This window comes from Companilactobacillus halodurans, assembly GCF_009600985.1.
GTDB classification, from domain to species: domain Bacteria; phylum Bacillota; class Bacilli; order Lactobacillales; family Lactobacillaceae; genus Companilactobacillus; species Companilactobacillus halodurans.
This window is the reverse complement of record NZ_VDFP01000003.1, coordinates 22,798-44,617: the sequence shown is the minus strand read 5'-3', so window position 1 is coordinate 44,617 and position 21,820 is coordinate 22,798. Positions and strand designations below refer to the sequence as shown.

19 protein-coding genes and 1 riboswitch are annotated in these 21,820 nt (G+C 36.3%); of the genes, 14 read left to right on the top strand and 5 right to left on the bottom strand.

Annotated features, from left to right (window positions below; all coding sequences use genetic code 11):
* Nucleotides 1–50: 50 nt before the first annotated feature.
* Entirely contained in the window at nucleotides 51–1,841 is a 1,791-nt protein-coding gene (locus tag FHL06_RS02470; RefSeq protein ID WP_153384664.1) for an FtsX-like permease family protein, read from the bottom strand.
* Between the two features lie 21 nt (nucleotides 1,842–1,862).
* Nucleotides 1,863–2,615, bottom strand: a complete 753-nt coding sequence (locus FHL06_RS02465) for an ABC transporter ATP-binding protein (RefSeq protein WP_153384663.1) — start codon at nucleotides 2,613–2,615, stop codon at nucleotides 1,863–1,865.
* 190 nt (nucleotides 2,616–2,805) lie between these two features.
* Here FHL06_RS02465 and FHL06_RS02460 point away from each other — a divergent pair, with 190 nt between their 5' ends.
* The 3 genes from FHL06_RS02460 to FHL06_RS02450 are packed head-to-tail and all read left to right on the top strand — an operon-like array spanning nucleotide 2,806 to nucleotide 6,140.
* Complete coding sequence (locus FHL06_RS02460) at nucleotides 2,806–4,251, top strand: APC family permease (RefSeq protein WP_162000242.1); 1,446 nt, start codon at nucleotides 2,806–2,808, stop codon at nucleotides 4,249–4,251.
* Nucleotides 4,252–4,293: 42 nt separating this feature from the next.
* Complete coding sequence (locus FHL06_RS02455; RefSeq protein ID WP_153384661.1) at nucleotides 4,294–5,145, top strand: metallophosphoesterase family protein; 852 nt, start codon at nucleotides 4,294–4,296, stop codon at nucleotides 5,143–5,145.
* A 44-nt stretch (nucleotides 5,146–5,189) separates the two neighbouring features.
* Complete coding sequence (locus FHL06_RS02450; protein ID WP_153384660.1) at nucleotides 5,190–6,140, top strand: DHH family phosphoesterase; 951 nt, start codon at nucleotides 5,190–5,192, stop codon at nucleotides 6,138–6,140.
* A gap of 55 nt (nucleotides 6,141–6,195) precedes the next feature.
* Here the strand turns inward: FHL06_RS02450 and FHL06_RS02445 are convergent, their stop codons facing one another.
* Nucleotides 6,196–6,852 (bottom strand): histidine phosphatase family protein, encoded by a 657-nt coding sequence (locus FHL06_RS02445; protein WP_153384659.1) that lies wholly within the window; start codon nucleotides 6,850–6,852, stop codon nucleotides 6,196–6,198.
* A 136-nt stretch (nucleotides 6,853–6,988) separates the two neighbouring features.
* A riboswitch (Fluoride riboswitch) is annotated at nucleotides 6,989–7,052 on the top strand.
* Between the two features lie 47 nt (nucleotides 7,053–7,099).
* Between FHL06_RS02445 and FHL06_RS02440 the strand changes: the two genes are divergently transcribed.
* The 3 genes from FHL06_RS02440 (at nucleotide 7,100) to FHL06_RS02430 (ending at nucleotide 11,330) form a co-directional block, all read left to right on the top strand.
* Nucleotides 7,100–8,632 (top strand): MutS-related protein, encoded by a 1,533-nt coding sequence (locus FHL06_RS02440; RefSeq protein ID WP_153384658.1) that lies wholly within the window; start codon nucleotides 7,100–7,102, stop codon nucleotides 8,630–8,632.
* Nucleotides 8,629–10,113 carry a MutS-related protein gene (locus FHL06_RS02435; RefSeq protein ID WP_153384657.1) on the top strand — a complete coding sequence of 495 codons (1,485 nt, stop codon included), beginning with the start codon at nucleotides 8,629–8,631 and terminating at the stop codon, nucleotides 10,111–10,113. Before FHL06_RS02440 ends, FHL06_RS02435 begins: the two co-directional genes overlap by 4 nt.
* A gap of 188 nt (nucleotides 10,114–10,301) precedes the next feature.
* A complete protein-coding gene (locus FHL06_RS02430) occupies nucleotides 10,302–11,330 on the top strand; it encodes a lipoate--protein ligase (RefSeq protein WP_153384656.1) in 1,029 nt (342 codons plus the stop codon).
* A 64-nt stretch (nucleotides 11,331–11,394) separates the two neighbouring features.
* Here FHL06_RS02430 and FHL06_RS02425 read toward each other — a convergent pair whose 3' ends face one another.
* Nucleotides 11,395–11,583, bottom strand: a complete 189-nt coding sequence (locus FHL06_RS02425) for a hypothetical protein (RefSeq protein ID WP_153384655.1) — start codon at nucleotides 11,581–11,583, stop codon at nucleotides 11,395–11,397.
* 431 nt (nucleotides 11,584–12,014) lie between these two features.
* Between FHL06_RS02425 and FHL06_RS02420 the strand changes: the two genes are divergently transcribed.
* Complete coding sequence (locus tag FHL06_RS02420; RefSeq protein ID WP_153384654.1) at nucleotides 12,015–12,605, top strand: hypothetical protein; 591 nt, start codon at nucleotides 12,015–12,017, stop codon at nucleotides 12,603–12,605.
* 27 nt (nucleotides 12,606–12,632) lie between these two features.
* On the opposite strand, the gene FHL06_RS02415 is transcribed toward FHL06_RS02420, so the two are convergent.
* Nucleotides 12,633–12,980 (bottom strand): hypothetical protein, encoded by a 348-nt coding sequence (locus FHL06_RS02415; RefSeq protein WP_153384653.1) that lies wholly within the window; start codon nucleotides 12,978–12,980, stop codon nucleotides 12,633–12,635.
* A 121-nt stretch (nucleotides 12,981–13,101) separates the two neighbouring features.
* Here FHL06_RS02415 and FHL06_RS02410 point away from each other — a divergent pair, with 121 nt between their 5' ends.
* From FHL06_RS02410 to FHL06_RS02380, 7 genes are all read left to right on the top strand, one after another.
* On the top strand, nucleotides 13,102–13,305 hold the full coding sequence (locus FHL06_RS02410) for a hypothetical protein (RefSeq protein WP_153384652.1): 204 nt from the start codon (nucleotides 13,102–13,104) through the stop codon (nucleotides 13,303–13,305).
* 174 nt (nucleotides 13,306–13,479) lie between these two features.
* Nucleotides 13,480–14,772, top strand: a complete 1,293-nt coding sequence (hflX, locus tag FHL06_RS02405; RefSeq protein ID WP_153384651.1) for a GTPase HflX — start codon at nucleotides 13,480–13,482, stop codon at nucleotides 14,770–14,772.
* Nucleotides 14,773–14,912: 140 nt separating this feature from the next.
* A complete protein-coding gene (locus FHL06_RS02400) occupies nucleotides 14,913–16,547 on the top strand; it encodes a peptide ABC transporter substrate-binding protein (protein WP_153384650.1) in 1,635 nt (544 codons plus the stop codon).
* A gap of 23 nt (nucleotides 16,548–16,570) precedes the next feature.
* Nucleotides 16,571–17,503, top strand: coding sequence for an oligopeptide ABC transporter permease (gene opp3b / locus FHL06_RS02395; RefSeq protein ID WP_153384649.1), 933 nt, complete (start codon nucleotides 16,571–16,573; stop codon nucleotides 17,501–17,503).
* Nucleotides 17,503–18,528, top strand: coding sequence for an ABC transporter permease (locus tag FHL06_RS02390; protein WP_153384648.1), 1,026 nt, complete (start codon nucleotides 17,503–17,505; stop codon nucleotides 18,526–18,528). The genes opp3b and FHL06_RS02390 overlap by 1 nt, the downstream gene beginning before the upstream one ends.
* A 16-nt stretch (nucleotides 18,529–18,544) precedes the next feature.
* A complete protein-coding gene (locus FHL06_RS02385; protein WP_153384647.1) occupies nucleotides 18,545–19,591 on the top strand; it encodes an ABC transporter ATP-binding protein in 1,047 nt (348 codons plus the stop codon).
* Nucleotides 19,591–20,517, top strand: a complete 927-nt coding sequence (locus tag FHL06_RS02380; RefSeq protein WP_153384646.1) for an ABC transporter ATP-binding protein — start codon at nucleotides 19,591–19,593, stop codon at nucleotides 20,515–20,517. Before FHL06_RS02385 ends, FHL06_RS02380 begins: the two co-directional genes overlap by 1 nt.
* Nucleotides 20,518–21,820 lie beyond the last annotated feature (1,303 nt).

Here is a 21,820-nt window from a genome sequence, read left to right as displayed (position 1 = left end):
AGGTAGTTAGTTACCCGTTGACCGCAGTTCCCCCAAAAGGGAACTAGCTTTTATTTGAGAACAATCTTCTTATAAAGGTATCTTGTTAAGAAATAATAGCCTAGATACAAGACAAGAAAGATAGCAAATGGTATTTCAATATTGGCATATGGTTTGTACAATATTCCGACGAATAACTGTAGACCAAACAATACATGAACAATACCTAGAACAGCTGGAACTGAGAATAAGACGGCAATTTCTTTATTGATGGTTTTACGTAAGACTTTTTGTCTAGCACCAATTTTTGAAAGCATCTTATAACGCTTAACGTCACCGTTAGCTCCTGAAAGAATTTTAAACATCAAGCAGCTGGCTAACATGGCTAGAAAGGCAATTCCAAGGAAGAATCCCATGAATTCCAGGCCTGATAAGAAGCCATTGATTATCGTATAAGAAGTATATTTGTCGCTTGAAGTGGTTTTTAAACTTGGATAGCGATTATTTTCAGCTTTTGAAATAGCCTTGATTTCAGGTAAATTTTTCTTAAAGAAATCAGTTTTAACTAAGACACTCGTGATTTCTTTTGAATTAATAGCTTGATAAGTTTTATCGTTAACAAATTCAGCTTCCATCATTCGTTCTTTGGGCAAACGTGTTCCCATCAATTCATATTGGGCAGTACTATTCTTAGCTGGATCCTTGGTACTATTCAATTTAAATTGCATTGTTTTGGTATTCATTTTGGCGTAACCGACGGGTTGATTTTTAAATTCGCTTGCTTGATAGTAAACTTTTTTACCATCAGTTTTGTAATTATAAGTGACTTTTTTATCGACAGTTAATTTTTTCAAACGCTTTTGTTGAGCAGCATTAGGATTGGTTACTTGAACGTCATAATAATTTTGTCCATTGACGAGATTATCGATTTGGCTATTAAAACCTAAACCTACCGTAATAGCACCTAAAGCTAAAGCAAACATCATCGATACCATCGAGAGAATCTTAGTGTAATCAGTGATTCTAAAACTCAATTGAGAAAGCGTGAAATTATTCAAACCTTTTTGAGAAAATTTCGTATTTTTCTTTAGTAAAGCAATGATAGTCGTAACGACTGAATTGATCGTGAAATAAGTTCCACCAACAATCGTTACTAGTGCTACCGGAATGCCCATAAAAATAGCACTGGGATTATTACCGGTATAATACATTGTGAAATAGCCAATAATTAACATAACTAATCCAAACAAAGCTTGAATAGCTTTTAAAACGCCGTTACGTTTAATCTTAACTGGTTGACTGTCACGATTTAACAACGTTAAAACCTTGCTGCGACGTAATGATACCGAATTTTTAATCGCTGAAAGCAAGAAAATAACGATAAAGAATACAAAAGTCCAAAGTAATGCTGGTAAATAAAAACTATTAAAGTGTTTGACTTGCATATCTAAAGCTTTGATAATCCATCGACTAACGAAACTAGTTGCAATTATTCCGATAATACTTCCAATGATGGTCGACATTGCTCCGATAGCAAAAGTTTCAACGAAAATCATTTTGGAAATCTTGCTGCTTTTAGCACCAAGCATCATGAACATCCCATATTCTTTTTGACGCATGCTCAACAGGAATGTATTAGCGTAATTGATATAAACAATCGTAATAATTGCTAACAAAACGATTCCGAAAGCAAAAATAAAACTAGTTGCTGCTGCCGGCGAATTAGAACTTAAAAATGACTGATTAGTTGCTAACGACATGAACATATAAAAAATTGCTGAGGCAATCATCAACCCTGAAAATAAGACGCTGTAATCACGGATGCGATGCCTAATGCCACTTAAGGCTAACTTATTTAACATATTATCTTCCCTTTCCCCCTCTTATTCCGCAAATGTTCCTAATGAATCAAGGATTTCTTGATAGTATTCAGCTCGTGAATTATCTTCTTTTTTCAATTCTTGACCGATTTCACCATCTTTAATGAAAAGGATGCGGTCACAAAAACTTGCCGAGAAAGGATCATGGGTTACTAATAGAATCGAAACGTTGTCTTCACGATTGATTTTAGTCATCGTATCCATCAAAGCTCTAGCACTCTTGGAATCAAGCGCACCCGTTGGTTCATCTCCAAAAACGATGGCTGGTTGATGTACTAAAGCACGAGCAGCTGCCACACGTTGTTTTTGACCACCAGAAAGTTCCGTTGGATAGTGGTTCAAAATCTCCGTTAAGCCTAGTTTTTCAGCGATACTCTCCACGTTTGGTTTAATATCTTTAGTTGGCTTATTTTGCAAAGCCAATGGCAAAGCGATATTTTCGTAAGCTGTTAAATTCTCCAACAAATTGAAATCCTGGAAAATAAATCCAATTTCATTTGCACGAAAATCTGCCATTTTATTGTTATTCAATTTAGTGATATCTTGACCGGCAATTTCAACTTTTCCGCTTGTCGGTGTATCAAGAGTTGAGAGAATGTTCAAAAGGGTTGTCTTACCAGAACCTGAAGCGCCCATAATTCCTACGAATTCGCCGGACTTAACTTCAAAGTTAACGTCAGATAAGGCTTTAAATTGTTTCTCCCCGGCCTTACCATAAATTTTTTCAATATTTTCTACTTCAACGATTTTTTGCATTTATTCTTCCTCCATTTGATATATCAATCATAACGGGTGAGACTCCTTGAAGTCGTTGGATTTACCTTACATTTCCTTACAATTTTGTAAGTCATTGTCATTTATAGTGATATAGTATTTTAGAGGCTTTTTTACACAAAAGTTTCCGAACAATTATTTATAAAGGGGTGTATTTTCGATGGGGAAAAAAATGCCAGAACTTGACTCGAAAAAGTCATATATCAGCTGGCCCGTCGTGGCTTTAATGGACTTTGTTACCGTAATTGGTTTCGATGACATTGTCTATAATTTTCATAACCAAGGTTTAGGAATCGTTTTCACTTGGGTACTAATGTTGTTTTTATTCGTTGTACCTTACGAAATGATGGTCGGACATCTTGGTTCAACGTTTGACGAAGAAGGCGGTGGCGTAACTTCTTGGGTTCGTGCTACTGGGGGAAACCTTTGGGGTTACATTTGTGCTTGGACTGTTTGGGTCTCAAGTTTGCCTTATATCGTCGATGTCGCTAATTCAACTTTGATTTCATTTGGTTGGCTGATTAATGGCGACAGTTCCATGTCAGACAAAATGAGCAATTCGATGTTTGCTTTACTGACAGCTGTAATCTTTACGCTATTCATTTTTATTCAACATTACTTGAAAAATTCACTACAGATTTTAAGTATCATCGGTGGTGGTGCTATGTTCATTGTTTCCATTTTGTATGTCATCATGACGATTGCTTACTTGGGACAAGGAAACATGCCACATACGCAACCATTTACTTTCAAATCCTTCATTCCTAAATTTGATATGCACTATCTATCAACCTTTGGACTAGTAATTTTTGCGATGAATGGTTCAGAATTTGCTGCTCCATACGTTACTGAAATGAAAAATGGTAAACGTGACTTTCCAAAAGCTATGTGGATGCTCGCTATCATGACTGGATTCTTAACTGTTCTAGGATCATTTGCCTTGGGAGTCTTTTTCAATGCTCACCATTTGCCAAATGATTTGAAGATGAACGGTTCTTACTATGCTTTCCAATACATGGGTCAAGAATTTGGCATGGGTCAATTCTTCCTTTACTTATTTGCCCTAACGCAAGCACTTTATATGATGGCTCAACTTGCAGTCTTACTGGATGCCGGAACCAGAATGTTCCTCTCTGATACGGCTAGAGAATATTTGCCTAAGGGTCTAACTAAGACTGATAAACGTGGACTACCAATCAATGGTTACTGGCTAACGACAGCTATCTGTACGATTATCATGGTTTTAAGTACTACTTTGCCGAATATGAATTCTATTTTCAATCAACTCTTGAACCTTAACGGAATCGTCTCGCCATATACGACTTGTTTCCTATTTAGTTCCTTTATTTTAGTTAGATTGCATGAAGACAGATTCCAATCAGACTTTGTTTACATCAAGAACAAGTATCTAGCCATCCTTGTTGGTATCTGGTGCTTTGCAATTACTTTTGGGGCCGCAACTTTAGGAATCTTCCCAACTGATGAAACACCTGGAACTAAAGCCTGGACCCACGTGTTAAGCCTAAATATCATTGAACCATTAATTATGATTGCCATCGGAATTATTTTGCCATTGATTGCTAAATACCAGAGGTCAAAATCCGCCAATCAAAGCTAATTTGATGTAAACTAGCAGAAAGTACCCAAGGAGTGATTTAAATTGAAAGAAAAAATTGCAGTCCTTTCTGATATCCACGGCAATGTCACTGCCCTAAAGGCGGTTTTAGCAGATGCGCAAAAAAATAACGCCCAAGAAATTTGGTCGCTAGGTGATACTACAATTGGTGGTTCTTCGACTGAAGAATGCTTCCAATTATTAAGTGAAGTCAACACGACCCAATATCTTATGGGAAACTGGGAAACAGCCTTTCTCTCAGTTATTGCTACGCAAAGCGTTGACCTGGATAATCCTAGTCAAGTCTACTTTGCTAACTTAGTACAATACGATTTGGAACATTTAACACCAGGTCGAATTGATCAAATTAAGAATCTTCCTTTGACCGGTCAAAAGACTATCCAAAATGTCAACTTCTCATTGACGCACAATTTACCAACGTCTAATAAAGGACATGAATTATTCGCTTATAAAAAACAAGCTAACTTTGATCAATTAGATGTCGGCAATGAAATGGATGTTGCTATTTATGCTCACACGCACACGCCATTGTGGCGTTACACGACTTCGGGACAGATGATTTTGAATCCCGGTTCAGTTGGTCAACCTTGGTACAGTCGGCCTAGTTTGATGAAAGACCGTGATGCTAGTTACATGTTATTGACCTTAGAAAATGGCAAAGTTGACGATGTCGACTTTCGTAGAATTCCTTTTGACATTCAAGCCGAATTAAATCACGCCAATGAATTAGGTTTTCCTTACCCATCGCTTTATCAAAAGCTACTAACAACTGGTCATGCTTCAACTCACGACAAAGACATATTGGAAAAAATCAATTCAGAGAACAATTATCGTCAAAAAGCTAAGGACTTCTTGATTGACTTAGCTAAGAAATAAACGTTAATGTTAAAAAAATATCAAAAAGTTGAGGAGAAAAGCCTATGATTGATGAAATTTTAAAAGATATCGAAAAATATAAGACCATCATCATTCTCAGACATCAAAATCCCGACCCTGATGCTGTCGGTTCACAAACTGGTTTGGCCACGATTTTAAGAGATGCATATCCTCAAAAAAATATCTATATAACTGGAATTGATTTACCCGTCCTCGATTGGATCGGTAAAATGCAGACGATTCCCAGCCAAGCTTATCAAGATGCACTCGTTATCACCGTAGACACTGCCAACGTGCCCCGAATCGACAACAATGGCGATTATAAAAAAGCTGCTAAATTGATTAAAATTGACCATCATCCCAATGTTGATCCTTTTGGTGATTTGAATTGGGTCGATGAAGACTATTCTAGTTGTGCTGAAATGATTTACACTCTAGCTGATAAATTAGCACCGCTAAAAATCTCGAAACAAAGTGCTTATAGTCTCTATTCTGGTGTCATCGGCGATACGAATCGTTTCTTATACGCTGAAACGACTTATCGAACCTTGATGATTGCCGCCCAATTAGCAAAAACTGGCATCGATATTTCCGACATCAGCTTGCATGAAGACGAAATGTCTCTTCAAGTGGCTCGACTAGAAGCCTATATCCTAAATAACCTCAAGATTACTCCTTCTGGTTTTGGATATATCGTGATTCGAAAAGATACCTTGGAAGATTTCCACTTAGATGCTGGCGAATTAGATCACGTCGTGCCTTTGATTGGACGCATTACTAAAGTCCACAACTGGATTGTTGTAAGTGAAGAAGACACCAATCGTTTTCGAGTTAATTTGCGTTCCAAGACCGTTTCAATCAACGGAGTTGCTGAAAAATTTGGCGGTGGCGGCCATCCTTTAGCCTCCGGTGCTTATGTTGGTAGCATGGAACAAGTCAAAGCTTTGATTAAAGATATGGATGCTTTAAACAAAGAAAAAGAAAATTCACATTAAAAAATAGGTGATTTCAAGAAATGTTTTCTTAGAAATCACCTATTTTTTGTATTATTTAAATGTTTTGTTCAACCTTTTGGTTGTAGTAAACGACATGTGGCTCAAACTTATCGCCCTCGAGATGAATCTTAGTTAAAGACAAATTATTAGGTTCAATTTGACTCAACATATCATGAGCATAAGTATCGACTAAAGCGGTCAGGATTGCGCTGTGCGTGACGACTATGACGGGCTTTTTTTCTGCTTGATCGATTTTTTCAATTCCTTTAGCAAAACGTGCCCAAAACTCGCTGCTAGTTTCAGCCAAATTGGCTGGATCTAATTTAGCAATTTTATCTTGAATTTCATTAGCAGACAATTCCTTAAAAGTTTCTTCAACTGACTTACCGATAATTTTTTGATAAGTTTCTTTTTTGGACTGGCCTTCAAAACTGCCATAGAATTGTTCACGCAATTCAGGCATCGTGACCATTTTAAAAGTTTTCCCGCCGGCTGCTTTGGCGCCATTATTCAATTCCGTAACAGTCTGGACGGACCGGTTCATATCGCTGCAATAAATCGTATCTGAGAGTTCTCCTAAATTTTTCAAGGTTCTTCCCATGCGATAGGCCTCTTCATGACCCGCTTTGGTTAATGGAGTATCCGACCATCCCTGCATTTTCCTGAGATGATTAAAATATGTTTCTCCATGACGGATGAAGTAAATATTCATAGCTATCAACTCCCATTGAATCTGTCTATATAAGTAAAATTGTAGGCTTGTCCAACTTAAAAGACAATTGTTAGGTTTTTAGAAAACAAGACCTAAATTATTGCTGGAAAACAAAATAAGTAATATTATAATTCCAGAGAGAGTCGGTGATGACGTTCACCGCAAAAATTCAATTTGAATTTGACGACGTCTACCTTTATTTGAGGCAGGCGTCTTTTTTTATCCCAAAATTTGGAGGTATGGCTTTATGTTTAACAGCTTATTATTTACGAATACCAATAAACCAGCGGAATTATTACCCAATGATGATCCCATTTTTCAAGATTTGAACCTCGATGACCTCTTTTTACAAGTTAACCAACTGACTGGCTTCGATATTTCTGAATTTAATCATCAACCATTAATCGATGACGAAGAAATCCGTTACCGTCAGGAAACTTTTAAAGACTTTCAAAATGAAGATATCTATCACGATTTTGAAGACTTCACGAAACAAATGCTTTATTCCATGAAAGAACACGAAGAAATTCACAAACTATATCCTCAAGCTTATCGCGAGCATAAATTAGTCAACATTTTAGATGACGAATTAAATGCGATTCATTCTTTAATTCTTAACTTACAAGACCTATCGCTTGATTCCAAAGGCCTGGTTAAATTTATCGACTACCTAGAAGAATATGAAAATTCCGAAAAAATCTTGGCAATCAAAAAAGATATCAAAAACATCAATCATGATTTCAACGATATTTATTATCGGTTGTATCTCAATGGCCGCAATGTAACTGTTGAAGCTTCTCCCGAACCCAAAGAAAGCATGGATAGTCGTTTTGAAGAGATTTTTACTCCAATCTTCAATCATCAAAAGGACCTCACCAAACCAGTGAAGATGGACGACATTTATGGCTCTTACAATATGAACAACCTGCAAGTCTCAATCATCACCGAGTTAGTCAAGTTGTATCCTGACCAATTTGCAGAAATGAACCAATTCTATCAAAAATATGCTACTTATCATGATGAATTGATTGAAAAAATCGTTAAAGAGCTGACCTTCTTTTTAGCTTGGCAAAAAGCTGAACTAACGGTTGAAAAAATTGGCCATCTCGCTTTCACGCTTCCTATACTAGTTAAATCTGGCAGCAAACGTATCGATAACAGTTTTGACTTTGGTTTAGCGCTCAAGCAATTCACTTCCACGCAAACAATTGTTACTAATCAAGTAGAAATCAATCCGAAAAAACCTTTCTTAGTCATTTCTGGTCCCAATCAAGGGGGTAAAACTACTTACGCCCGCATGGTCGGACAAATTTTTTACCTAGCTAGATTAGGCATTGCGATTGCTGGAACCTCGGCCAAAATCAGAACTCGCCAGTCAATCTTCACCCATTTCGATCGCCAAGAATCCAGCAACAAACTCAGCGGTCTTTTGGAAACTGACGTTGAGCGAATCCACCAGATCATTCAAAAAGTCGACCAGAATAGTTTCGTTATCCTCAATGAATTGTTCTCCTCTACTTCTGAAGAAGATGCAACAAAACTTGGTACCAGAGTTGTTAAAGAACTTGATAAACGACATGCTAGCGGGATTTATGTTACTTTTTTGGAATCTTTAGGAACCTTGCCACAAGTTCAACCCCTGATGAGCCAAGTAACAGCTGACGCCAAAAGAACTTTTAAAGTCATTCCTGAGGAACTGAATGGCAAAGCTTACACCGATATTTTGTTGAATAAATATCACCTGAGCCAAGATAATATCGAAGGGAAGCTATCACAATGAAAACTACATTGATTTCACCTGACGACTTAGATTTGTCGGAATTCAAATTAACTGATCTACAAGAGAATGTCGTTGAAGACTTAGAATTGCAGCCAATTTTAGAAACTATGTCTGACCATGATAAATTTCTGAAACAAACAATCTTAAAAATTTGGTTCACGCCCTTAAAAACGGAATCAGATATCGTTTATCGCCAGGCTGCTGTCCAAGATGCTGTAAATCATCCTCAAGAAATTCACGACTTGTACCAATTAATCCTTGAGACTATCAAAACCGTCCGGAGTGAATTTTGGACTTTAGATTCCGGTTCTGCTTCTTATAAATTGCACAGCTTCGCCCGCCAAATCGACATTTACTTGAATTATCTCGATGAGGTCAAAGCCTTCAATGATACCGATTGGGAATCAGACAATTTCATTAATTTTTTCAAACGTTTGGATAAAGTCTTTTCTAAACAATCATTGGCTCAAATGCACGAATTGATTGATATCATCGTCACTAATAATACTTATAGCTTCCCAGTCAAATTGAATAAAAACTTTGGCAGCGATGTCTCTGATTTAGATTTTACTAAGAAGACCGGCAAATTCAGTGGCATGATGGATTCTGTCAAAACACATTTTGAAAAAAGAGAGGCCAAATTCGTTATTGCTGAGCGTGACGATGACAGCAGCAACGCCCTTGGCCATTACGACAATATCGCAGATTTCAATTTAGCTACTAAAGTCGTTAATACAAAATACGAATTAGAAAAGTTTTTTAACGAATTAAAATTTCAAGTTGGCTTTTTAATTGGAACCGTACGTTTGCAAAGATCCCTTTCAAAAATCAACCTCACCTACCCAAAGGTTGCCGCAAATACACGAGTAACTGGCTTGAAGAATGTCGTTTTACTCGTCAGTGCCGATGATGATACTAAAGTGGTCGGTAATGATTTGTCGGGCAACGATTTAAAACTTGTTATTATTTCGGGAACTAATCAAGGTGGCAAAACAACTACTTTAAGAAGCTTGGGACAAGCTCAATTGATGATGGATTCGGGAATGTATGTCTTTGCCGATAGTTTTCAAGCTCCTTTATTCGATGAAATCTTTACCCACTTCAAACGTGAAGAAGATACTGGCTTAACTAGTGGCAAGTTAGACAATGAACTCTTGCGAATGTCTAACATTGTCCAAGCTATTCACGACAAAACTTTGATTCTGATGAATGAATCATTTTCTTCAACTAATGAACATGAAGGATCACAAATCAACGCTCAAGTAGTTTCCGGTTTGGTAAACAGTGGCGTGACAGTTATTTCAGTCACTCATCAATTTGAATTTTCCAAGATGCTGCAATTGAATTCTGACATCGAACCGATATTCTTACGGCCAGAACGTGACGAAAATGGTCATCGAAATTTCAAATTATTAAAAGGGTCACCATTGAAAACCAGCTTTGGCGTTGACATTTACGACCGTGTCTTTGGTACTAAGTAAATCTAAAAGAGCTACTGTATTAGTAGCTTTTTTTGCTTTCAAAAACAACTAAGATTTCTAAATAACGGTATAATTTCGATGAATAATTTTAGAAATCATTAATTTGCATCAAATACGGGAAATAGTCTTTATTCAATCATATGAAAGGGATTACAATTGACTTAGTTAAAGAAGAAGGAGTGAAGTTTATGTTTTTTATCGATACATCTAGAAACAACAAACCAGTTTACAATGCCATTGTTAACCAATCTTTAGATAACTATTTGGTCAATGATTTACGTTTGCCAGGTCATGGACTGATTCTTTATATCAACAATCCATCCGTAATTATCGGCGTTAACCAAAATGCTTATGCTGAAGTTAACTTCCCTTATCTTAAGAAAAATAAGATTCAATTAGTCAGAAGAACTTCTGGCGGTGGCGCTGTTTATCACGATTATGGCAACTTTATTTTTGAAAATATCGTGATTGGCGACGATGAACATTTTGGCGATTACGCTTATTTTGCTAAACCAATTATTGACGCTTTGCATGACATGGGGGCCACAGGTGTCGAAATGCGTGGTAGAAATGACATTGTCGTTGATGGCAAGAAATTCTCTGGTATGACAATGTTTAAAGTGGGTGATTCATATGCTGCCGGTGGCACATTAATGTTTGACCTCGATATGGAAACTGCTAGCAAGGTTCTCACGCCTGAACAAGATAAGTTGGAATCTAAAGGTGTTAAATCTGTCAATAAGCGAATTACTAACATCAAACCATATCTCGACGAACCCTTCAAAAGCATGTCAGCTAATGACTTCAAAGTTGAACTCTTAAAACGTATCTATCACGTTGACAAGTTATCAGATATTGAAACTTATACCTTGAATGATAAGGACTGGGATATTATTTATTCTCGTTTGGAAGATAAATATGATACTGACGCTTGGAATTATGGTAAGAACCCTGGATTCACCAATTATGTTTCTAAACACTTTGATATCGGAACAGTAGCTTTTAACTTCTCATTAAAAGATAATAAAATTTCCGATGTAAAAATCTACGGTGATTTCATTACCGGTGGCGATATCAGTTTGATTGAAAAAGCTCTTGTCGGTGCCGAATTTGATAAGGATAATTTGGTCAAAGCCTTGTCTTCAGTTGATTTGGCAGCTAATTTAGGTAAGATTGAGCCTGAAACTTTGGCTGATCTTTTATTATCAAAGAAATAAAATTTTTTGGAATACAAAATAATAGCTATGGTAATTACGGATAATTTACCATAGCTATTTTTATTTAACGAATCAAAAAAGCTCCTGCCACAAGAAAAATGATTCCTAATATCAAAGAGAAATAAACTCCATAAAAGACATAAGGTTGGGGATTCTTAACATTTTTCTTGATATTGTAATAAGTTTTTCTAGCGACATATATTTGATATATTCCCATTAGAATAACGATGATTCCAATCAATTCCACAACCATGATATCAGCCCCTTACCATTATCATAGTATAATCTTATCAAATCCATTTAAAAATAATATCAAAACCAACGAAAATAAATAATAATCCAAAAAGCGAGCCATACCAAATTGAAAACTGAATAAATTTAGGAATCCTTTTTTGTGGCGTTGCTTTAATTTTGTAAAGTGATTTACCAGTCAGAAAAATTTGAATACATCCTAAAACAAATAATATTAAAGCGATGAAATATGCCATACTAATCACTACTTTCATAAATAATTTTGCTATTCACATCATAATGATTTTAATGATAATTCCCTACCTAAATGTCTTCAAAATATAGCTTTACCCATAGACAAATTGTCAGGATGATTTTATGACTGTTTTCATCAAAAAATGCTAAAGACAAATTGCAAAATAAATAGATTAGTAAAGAAAGAACAGATTTCTTATGTTGAGCTTTGGAAAAAAAGTCAATTATCGACCATTACTAGTTAGCCTAAGCCTCGCCTTCATTATCGGCCTGCTATTTAAAATAAATCTATCGTTGAGATCAGGAATAGAAATAGGAACGATTGTTTTCCTATTAGTCTTCTTAGGACATTACCTATTAATTTTACCGATTATCTTCAATTACTGGGATTCCCAAAAAGAAAACATTCGTTATAGCGATAACAAAACGATAAGAACACGCCTAGCTGTCATGTTCTACCCCAGACATCTGCGTCTAAAAGAAATAGCCAAAAATGATATCGTGGCCATCACACTACTTGGATTACCACAAAAAAGCTCTAATCCCAGAAATGACCCAACGGTCTCTGAAGAAACTGGCCTGTTATACAACTTAACTTTATTGATTAATCAACCAATTAAGATTAGATTAACTCTCCGTAATAAAACTGTTGTCGACTTGGATTTATCGAACGACTATGTTAATCGACCAGAAAAAACCTTAGGTAAATTAAATATTTTTTTAAATAGCTTTAATCCTCAACTAATTCATCTCACCACTGAAACCAGAGAATTTTTACATTCTAAATAATTATTGTGCAAACAAAAAATACTCCCTTTATAATTTAAAGGAAGCATTTTTTGAACTAAGGATATCTATTAATGAATAAGCTGTTTCAAAACTAGTCGTTCGTTTAGAAATTTGAACGATGACTTTCCAAAGACGCTTTGTATAATCATTGAAAACTAAATCATCAGCTTGAGCTTGATTTATTTTTTTTATTATTTGCTCAACTTCTTTGTCAAATAATGAACCGCGATATTGTTTATCACGCATTTCACGAACCTTATCTTCAAGATACCTACTAGTCTCCTGATTGATATTAGATTCATTGATTTGCTTAGTAAATGAGAGCTCGAATTCAGTTAACAGAGTCAACATTAGTTTTTGTTTAGAATAATCCATTTGTATTTTCACCCGTATATTAATATAACTGATTTTCTTAATAATAGATACCATTTTTGTATGATTATCTAGTGTATAATTAAGCGTATACACTTTTTATTAAATATTTGGAGATTATGATATGAACAAACAATTCTACAAAAGTATCAATTTTTGGTATGCTATCGCCATGTTGATAGTTGGCTTGATTTTTATTGACCATTCTACCAAATCCACTTGGATTTTGATTGATGCAATTTTCATTATTGCTGCTATCGTTTTCTTTTTATTGAGTCTCTTTAGAAAACCCAAACCTAAGAAGAAAAACCAAAGACCTCTTTTATAGAAAATTTCACTTTCTACTATTATATAGCGTGAATTTTGCTTCCATGTTATTATTTAGACAGTTTATGAAAGGATGGTATTAGAATCATGCGCTTAAAAGCAAATATCATTACACTTATTAAATAATACAAAGGCATTATTAACCCTGGGGTAAATAGTGCCACCAGGAGGATTTATGACTGAATCTAAATTAACATATGAAAAAACTCGTGTCATCGTCGCTGGAGTTAGCCACTTACAGCCTGACTTCGAATATACGATGCAAGAATTGGCTGCTCTAGTTGAAGCAAACAACATGGAAGTAGCTGATACAATCACTCAAAATGCCGACAGCGTTAGTGGTGCAACTTACTTTGGTTCTGGTAAAGTTAGTGAAATCAAAGAAATTGCCAACGCCGACGACGTTTCAATCATCGTTTTAAATGATGAATTGACACCTTCACAAATTAGAAATCTTGAAAAAGAAACTAAATTAAGTTTCATGGACCGAACCGAATTGATCCTCCAAGTTTTCTCCAATCGTGCTCAAACGAAACAAGCCAAACTTCAAGTTGAAATTGCTAAGTTGCAATATCAGCTACCTAGAATTCACCCTTCAGGTAACCCATTGGATCAGCAATCTGCTTCCGGTGGACTCGCTAACCGTGGTGCTGGTGAATCAAAACTAGAACTCGACAGACGTGTCATTAGAAATCGAATCACTGCTCTACGTAACGACCTTAAAACGGTCGACAAGACAGTTGATGTTCAAAGCAGACGTCGAACTAATACTTCCTTACCGCTAGTTTCCTTAGTTGGATATACGAATGCTGGTAAGTCGACGACAATGAACGGTATCTTGAATTTTAATAAAGACGATTCTAATGATCGAAAAGTCTTTGAAAAGAATATGCTTTTTGCTACGCTTGATACCAGCGTTCGACGCATCGACCTTGAAGATAATACCAGCTTTCTACTTTCCGATACTGTTGGTTTCGTCAGCAAATTGCCACATAATTTAGTTGAATCATTTAAGACGACCTTAAAAGAAGCTAAAGATGCTGACTTATTGATTCAAGTAATCGATGTCAGTGATGAACATTGGAAGAATATGTTGGAAGTTACTGAAAAGACATTGAAAGAAATTGGCGTCATCGACAAACCAATGATCTATGCTTTCAATAAAGCTGATTTGAAGCCAGGACAAAAGTTCCCAGCTATCGAAGGCGACAATATCTATTACTCAGCCATTGACAAATCGTCAATCGAAAAATTAGTTTACTTAATCAAACAAAAGATTTTTGTCAATTATAAAAAGACCGAATTATTGATTCCTTACAGCGATCAAAAAATAACTGATGAAATCCTTAAAAACTCCCAAGTTATCAAGAAAGACTTCACGAATGATGGTTCTTTGATCACAGCTAATCTAAGTAAGACAGAATTAGAAAAATTTAATAAATATATCCAAGCAGAGATATCTGATTAACAGATATTTCTGTTTTTTTTTGCATTTTAAGCCATATTGTATTATTATTTTATAAACATTAGATTTTTTCTAATTAAGGGCTATTGATTTTAATATTCATTAGTGTATTCTAAGAATAATTATTTTAGGGAGGTTAAACAATGAAATTTAAGAAGTATTTACTTGCATTGTTACCAATATTTCTATTCGCATTAGTGCTAAATGGCTGTGGTTCTTCTTCTGAAAAAGATAGTAAAAGTACCCTCTCCATTAGTTCTAGCGATGTTATCGCAACAATGGATTCATCAATGAACACCGATGTTATTGGTGCTCAAAACTTAACCAACACTATGGAAGGTCTTTACAGATACGATGGTAAAACCTTAAAACCGGCCATAGCTAAGAAAGTCGTTAAGCCAACTAATGGTGGGAAAACTTACACTTTCAATTTGAGACACACAAAGTGGTCTAACGGAAAACCTGTTACTGCTAGTGATTTCGTCTATGCATGGCGCAGAACAGTCGATCCTAAGACAGCTTCACAATATGCTTACATTTATACCGGTATTAAAAATGCCGACAAGATCAATGCTGGTAAGAAGCCTGTAAATACTTTAGGAATCAAAGCTTTGGGAAAATATAAACTCCAAGTAACTTTGGAAGATGCGATTCCTTATTTCAATACTTTGATGGCTAGTTCTACTTTTTACCCACAATACAAACCATCAGTTGAAAAAGCTGGTAAGCAATATGGTCTAAAGAGTAAGGGCATGGTCTTCAATGGACCATTCAAATTAGTTAACTGGTCTGTTTCTGACAACAGTTGGACTGAAGTTAAGAATAATTCTTACTGGAATGCCAAAGCTGTTTCACTAAAGAAAGTTAAATACTACGTCGTTAAGGATGCCAACACTGGTCTCAACCTCTACGATGCCAATAGAATCAACCGTCTTGAAAAGCTAAGCGGGGATACCGCACGTCAAGTTTCAAATTACAAGACTTTCTCCTTGGATAAACAAACAGGAAACTTCTATCTTGAGTTTAACCAAAAGAAATACAAGTTCTTCCGCAATGCCAAGATCAGACAAGCCATTTCAATGGCTATCAATCGTAAGCAATTAACGAATAACGTTCTTGGTAAGACTGGTGGTATTGAACATACGATCGTTCCAGTTGGTATGTCATACAACCCTAAGACTAACGTTGATTTCACGAAAGAAAAGACGCTTCAATCTTCAAGTAAATACACTGAATACAATCCTAAAGAAGCCAAAAAGCTTTGGAAGGAAGGAATCAAGGAAACTGGTCAAAAGAACCTCAACTTTACTCTTTTAGGTGATGATACTGACGGTTCTAAGAAACAAAATGAATTCCTTCAAGGTCAACTTGAAAAGAATCTACCAGGTCTAAATATTACCTTATCTAATGTGCCATTTAAGTCTCGTCTAGATAAATCTTCATCTGGTCAATTTGATATTGTTGTTACTGGTTGGAACGCCGATTATCCAGATCCTGTTACATTCTTGGATATCTTTACAAGCGACAACTCACAAAATAATGGTAAATATTCTAATCCAGAATACGATGCCTTAATCAACAAATCTAAGACAACTGATGCAACTGATGAAAATGCTAGATGGCAAGATCTTTTGGACGCAACGAAGATTTTAACTGAGGACCAAGGAGCTGTTCCTTTGTATCAGTCATATCAAGCTAACTTAACTAGATCTAATATTAAGAATTACACAATGACACCAAATGGTAGTTATAACCTTGTTACCGTCTTTAAAAAATAATCAAAGGTGAGGGAGATTAAATAATGACTAAGTATATTCTCAGAAGAATCTTTTATTTATTCTTGACCCTTTTCATTATTGCGACGATTACCTTCTTCCTAATGAAGATGCTTCCTGGTACTCCGTTCTCTAACCAGAACCGGATGTCAGCGGAACAACTAAAAATCGTTAAAGCACAATATGGATTGGATCAATCAGTATTTGTTCAATACGTTCGTTATATCGGTGGTCTATTGCAAGGAAATCTTGGTACTTCCTTCCAATTCAATAACGAACCTGTAACTTTATTAATCGGTCAAAGACTTGCTCCATCAATGCAAATTGGTGCTCAAGCTATGGTCGTTGGTACTATCGGTGGTATCTTGCTCGGTGCTATCGCTGCTATTCGTAAAAACACATGGGTTGATACATTCGCAACATTTATCTCAATTTTAGGATTATCAATTCCATCTTTCGTTCTAGCTGTTCTACTTCAGTTCTACCTAGCTTACAAATGGAAGATCTACCCAGTAGCATTGTGGGATAACTTCCAATCAAGTGTTCTACCAACATTAGCTCTAGCGGCCTTGCCGTTAGGTACTGTTGCTCGATTCATGAGAACCGAAATGGTCGATGTTATGAGTAGTGATTACATCGAACTAGCCAAATCAAAGGGTAATTCCAGTTGGAATGTTGTTGCAAAACACGCTTTACGTAACTCTTTGATTCCAGTTGTCACAATCATCGGTCCAATGGCCGTTTCCGTTATGACTGGTTCCATGGTTGTTGAGAATATCTTCTCAATTCCTGGTATTGGTGAACAATTCGTTAAATCAATCACCACAAATGACTACCCTACTATCATGGGGCTAACAATCTTCTATTCATTCTTATTAATCATAGTTTACTTGATCGTCGATATCCTTTACGGTTTGATCGATCCAAGAATTAGACTAGGAAATGGAGGTAAAGAATAATGGAACAGATTCCTCAAATTCCTAAGGAAAAATTTAAATTAGTACACAATGACAACAACAAAGAGCAAGAAAAAATTGGTACTCCTTCACTGACTTACATGCAAGATGTTCGTCGTCGTTTATTCAAGAATAAAGTTGCGGTCGTTTGTTTGACCCTACTTTCAATCATTCTTTTAGTTTCCATCTTTGCCCCAATCATTGCACCTTATAATCCTAATGCTCAACAAGTTACCATGTCTAACTTGCCTCCAAAGTTGGGTAACCTGAATATCCCTGGTATGAATGGTTATCAAAATATGGGTGGTCACATGGTCGATGCTTATAAGCAAGCCGGAGTTTCTGGTAGTGAAGTTCACATCCTCGGTACTGATTACTTAGGGCGTGATCTCCTATCTAGAATCATTTATGGTACAAGACTTTCACTAGTCGTTGCTATTTTAGCTACTTTAGTTGACCTTCTAATCGGGGTACCTTATGGTATCGTTTCTGGTTGGAAAGGCGGCAAAACTGATACATTCATGCAACGTATCGTTGAAATCGTTTCTTCAATCCCTAACTTGATCGTTGTTATCTTGATGATGATTATCTTAAAGCCAGGACTTACTTCAATCGTTATTGCGATTGCTATTACTGGTTGGGTCACGATGGCTCGTCTGATTCGGGCGCAGACTTTCCAATTGAAAGAGCAAGAATATATCTTAGCTGCACGGACACTTGGTGAATCCTCAACTAAGATTGCTACTAAGCACTTGATTCCAAACCTTTCATCAACAATTATTATTCAAACAATGTTTACAATTCCGAATGCCATTTTCTTTGAAGCTTTCCTAAGTTTCATTGGTATTGGTATTCCAGCACCAAACGCATCATTAGGTACACTTTTATCAGATGGTCAAAAAGCCTTCAGATTCTTACCATATCAAATGTGGGCTCCAGCTATTATCTTGAGTATTATCATGATTGCCACTAACCTTCTTGGTGATGGTTTACGTGATGCCTTTGACCCACAATCATCAGAACACTAACTAAGGAGAAATCGCAATGGATAAAATTCTAGAAGTAAAAGATTTGCATGTAGACTTTGATACCTATAACGGTGTTGTTCATGCTATCCGTGGTGTTAACTTCCATTTAAACGCCGGTGAAACCTTAGCTATCGTTGGTGAATCTGGTTCTGGTAAGTCCATCACAGTTCGTTCAATCATTCAATTACTCGCATCAAACGCTACTATCTCAAAAGGAGAGGTCCTCTATCACGGAGATGACCTCTTGCAAGAAAGCGAAAAGGAAATGGACAAGATTCGTGGAAACAAAATTTCCATGATTTTCCAAGACCCAATGACTTCGCTTGATCCAACTATGACAATTGGTAAACAAGTTGCTGAACCTCTATTGATTCACAACGAAGTTTCCAAAAAGGATGCACTGAAACGTGCTGAAGAAGTTTTACGCTTGGTAGGTATTCCTAATCCTAAAGCTAGAATGAAAGACTACCCTCACCAATTTTCAGGTGGACAAAGACAACGTATCGTTATCGCAATCGCAATCGTTGACTACCCTGAAATCCTCATTGCCGATGAACCAACAACAGCCTTGGATGTTACTGTTCAAGCTGAAATCATCGACTTATTAAGAGAATTGCAACAAAAAATCGGTACTTCAATCATCTTCATCACCCACGACTTGGGTGTTGTTGCCGGAATTGCTGACCGTGTCGCAGTTATGTACGCCGGACGCTTTGTCGAATATGGTTCGATAAATGATGTCTTCTACAATCCTCAACACCCTTACACATGGGGCTTATTGGATTCAATGCCAACACTTGATACGAATGAAGATGCTCGCTTGAATTCAATTCCTGGTACTCCACCAAACTTATTGAATCCACCAAAGGGAGATGCCTTTGCACCTCGTAATGCTTATGCGATGGAAATTGATGAGGAACAACAACCACCATTTTTCAAAGTATCTAAAAATCATTACGCTGCAACCTGGCTATTGCATCCCAACGCACCAAAAGTTACCCCACCAGCCGGCATTCTCAACCGCTACGCAAAATTTAAGAAATTAGGAGGCAATGCGAAATAATGGCAGATGAAAGAGAAGTAATCGTATCCGTTAAAAATCTCAAACAGTATTTCAATATTGGCAAACCTAATGAAGTTAAGGCCGTTGATGATGTATCCTTTGATATCTACAAAGGTGAAACTTTTGGACTAGTTGGTGAATCTGGTTCCGGTAAGAGTACTACTGGTCGTAGTATCATCCGACTTTACAATCCAACTGATGGCCACATCTTCTTCAATGGTCAAGACATTAGTAAAATCAAAACTCATGGTCCAAAGATGAAGGAATTCCGTCGTGAAATGCAGATGATTTTCCAAGATCCTTATGCTTCATTAAATCCTAGAATGAAAGTTAAGGACATCATTGCCGAAGGACTCGACGTTCACGGTCTAGTAAAAAATGAACAAGAACGTGACCAAAGAGTCCGTGAATTACTCGACGAAGTTAACCTGAATCCAGAACACATGACTCGTTATCCGTATGAATTTTCTGGTGGTCAAAGACAACGTATCGGAATCGCCCGTGCCTTAGCCGTTAACCCCCAATTCATCATCGCCGATGAACCAATCTCAGCACTTGATGTTTCGATTCAAGCTCAAGTAGTTAACTTGATGCAAGACATTCAAAAACAACAAAACCTGACCTACCTCTTCATCGCCCACGATTTGTCCATGGTTAAGTACATCAGTGACCGTATCGCCGTTATGTATCGAGGAAAGATAGTTGAACTAGCAGGCTCAAACGAAATCTACAAAAATCCATTACATCCCTACACACAAAGTCTACTATCAGCCATCCCTGTCCCCGATCCAGAAGTCGAAAAGAAACGGACAAGAATCAGTTTTGATCACAAGAACCACTTTCAAGATGATCAAAGATTACAAGAAGTATTACCTGGACATTTCTTGTATTGTAATGATGAAAAAGCAGCAAGCTTTAAAAAATAGAGAGCGAAAGACAACGCTTAGGACTTGAGGATTATCTGGGCTCTGGAAATTACTCACGTACTTTGTGAGTGGTTTACAGAGCCTGGATAACCGCAGAGTCCTGTTGTCTGTAGCTCGTTTCAATCAGAGAGTGGAAGAAGGGCGTTTAATTCTCGGAGGATAGCCTAGCTTCACGAATTGCTCGCGTACTTTGCGAGTGATTTGGGAAGCGTAGCTATCTGGAGAGAATTGCCCTTCTGCAGCTCGTTTTAGTTAGAGAGTGGAGAGCAACGCTTAGATTCTGAGCATTTGCCTAACTTCACGAATTGCTCACGTACTTTGTGAGTGATTTGGGAAGTGTAGCAAAGCGCAAGAATCTGTTGCTCGCAACTCGTTTCAGTAAACCAATAAAGCATAAAAGCGAAACCTCCCACTTCACTTTTATGCTTTACGCACCATTCTCCAAAGAACCACATACACACACGAAAAAAATCCCCAAAAAATAACGCATAACCACGTTATTCGCATTACACAACACACATCGAAGAATCCAAAATCCAAAAAAATATTATTTCATAACTCACAAGTAAAAGAGCTAGCCAATTGGCTAGCTCTTTTCATATTATTTGTAATTTTCATAGGCTTTTCTTCTTTCTTTTTAAATTCTATATATCATCTTAGGGGGAGGAGATATATGAAAAAATTCATGTTATTAAGTTTTATTATCTATTGTTTTATTTATAGTCATCGAGTCACCTCTTGTTGCTTGACTATGCTTATATAATAACGGGAATTTATGAATATACCATTTGGAAAATTAGAAAGAAATAGTAATTAATTGTGAAGAAATATTATTCTTATTTCCATGAGCAAATTTCTAAATCCCGTCAAAACAATACACAATAGAACTTAATAACTTTTATATTTACTGACACAACTAAAAAGAGCCTACCGGGGAAGTAGGTTCTTTTCATTTTTGTGATATTTATTTAGGGGGAATAAATATCAAATTGTTTTTAGGAAATTAACTTTTATATCTTAGGGGGGAGATAATCAAAGTTTTTCATTTATGTATATTTTATAAGGGGATTAAACTTTTTTAAAAATAGAGTATTTATTTATAAGGGTTTATTTCTATTCATGTGTAAAGTGAGTTATTTAAGAAAATAATTTTTACAGGGAATTTCCAATTTCATTCGGTCACTTCTTTCAAAAGTATCTGTTGTTATAAATTTTAAGGGGATTAATATTCATTCATAGTTTAAGTTATTTATTTTAAAGGTTTGTTTCTTTGAAAAGCGTTTGGTTCGTCCATCCGGTCACC

What these genes read in the sequence shown, in the direction of transcription:
- FHL06_RS02470 (WP_153384664.1), bottom strand. Translation starts at nt 1,841, where the DNA reads ATGTTAAATAAGTTAGCCTTAAGTGGCATTAGGCATCGCATCCGTGAT.
- FHL06_RS02465 (WP_153384663.1), bottom strand. Translation starts at nt 2,615, where the DNA reads ATGCAAAAAATCGTTGAAGTAGAAAATATTGAAAAAATTTATGGTAAG.
- FHL06_RS02460 (WP_162000242.1), top strand. Translation starts at nt 2,806, where the DNA reads ATGCCAGAACTTGACTCGAAAAAGTCATATATCAGCTGGCCCGTCGTG.
- FHL06_RS02450 (WP_153384660.1), top strand. Translation starts at nt 5,190, where the DNA reads ATGATTGATGAAATTTTAAAAGATATCGAAAAATATAAGACCATCATC.
- FHL06_RS02445 (WP_153384659.1), bottom strand. Translation starts at nt 6,852, where the DNA reads ATGAATATTTACTTCATCCGTCATGGAGAAACATATTTTAATCATCTC.
- FHL06_RS02440 (WP_153384658.1), top strand. Translation starts at nt 7,100, where the DNA reads ATGTTTAACAGCTTATTATTTACGAATACCAATAAACCAGCGGAATTA.
- FHL06_RS02435 (WP_153384657.1), top strand. Translation starts at nt 8,629, where the DNA reads ATGAAAACTACATTGATTTCACCTGACGACTTAGATTTGTCGGAATTC.
- FHL06_RS02430 (WP_153384656.1), top strand. Translation starts at nt 10,302, where the DNA reads ATGTTTTTTATCGATACATCTAGAAACAACAAACCAGTTTACAATGCC.
- FHL06_RS02425 (WP_153384655.1), bottom strand. Translation starts at nt 11,583, where the DNA reads ATGGTTGTGGAATTGATTGGAATCATCGTTATTCTAATGGGAATATAT.
- FHL06_RS02420 (WP_153384654.1), top strand. Translation starts at nt 12,015, where the DNA reads ATGTTGAGCTTTGGAAAAAAAGTCAATTATCGACCATTACTAGTTAGC.
- FHL06_RS02415 (WP_153384653.1), bottom strand. Translation starts at nt 12,980, where the DNA reads ATGGATTATTCTAAACAAAAACTAATGTTGACTCTGTTAACTGAATTC.
- FHL06_RS02410 (WP_153384652.1), top strand. Translation starts at nt 13,102, where the DNA reads ATGAACAAACAATTCTACAAAAGTATCAATTTTTGGTATGCTATCGCC.
- hflX (WP_153384651.1), top strand. Translation starts at nt 13,480, where the DNA reads ATGACTGAATCTAAATTAACATATGAAAAAACTCGTGTCATCGTCGCT.
- FHL06_RS02400 (WP_153384650.1), top strand. Translation starts at nt 14,913, where the DNA reads ATGAAATTTAAGAAGTATTTACTTGCATTGTTACCAATATTTCTATTC.
- opp3b (WP_153384649.1), top strand. Translation starts at nt 16,571, where the DNA reads ATGACTAAGTATATTCTCAGAAGAATCTTTTATTTATTCTTGACCCTT.
- FHL06_RS02390 (WP_153384648.1), top strand. Translation starts at nt 17,503, where the DNA reads ATGGAACAGATTCCTCAAATTCCTAAGGAAAAATTTAAATTAGTACAC.
- FHL06_RS02385 (WP_153384647.1), top strand. Translation starts at nt 18,545, where the DNA reads ATGGATAAAATTCTAGAAGTAAAAGATTTGCATGTAGACTTTGATACC.
- FHL06_RS02380 (WP_153384646.1), top strand. Translation starts at nt 19,591, where the DNA reads ATGGCAGATGAAAGAGAAGTAATCGTATCCGTTAAAAATCTCAAACAG.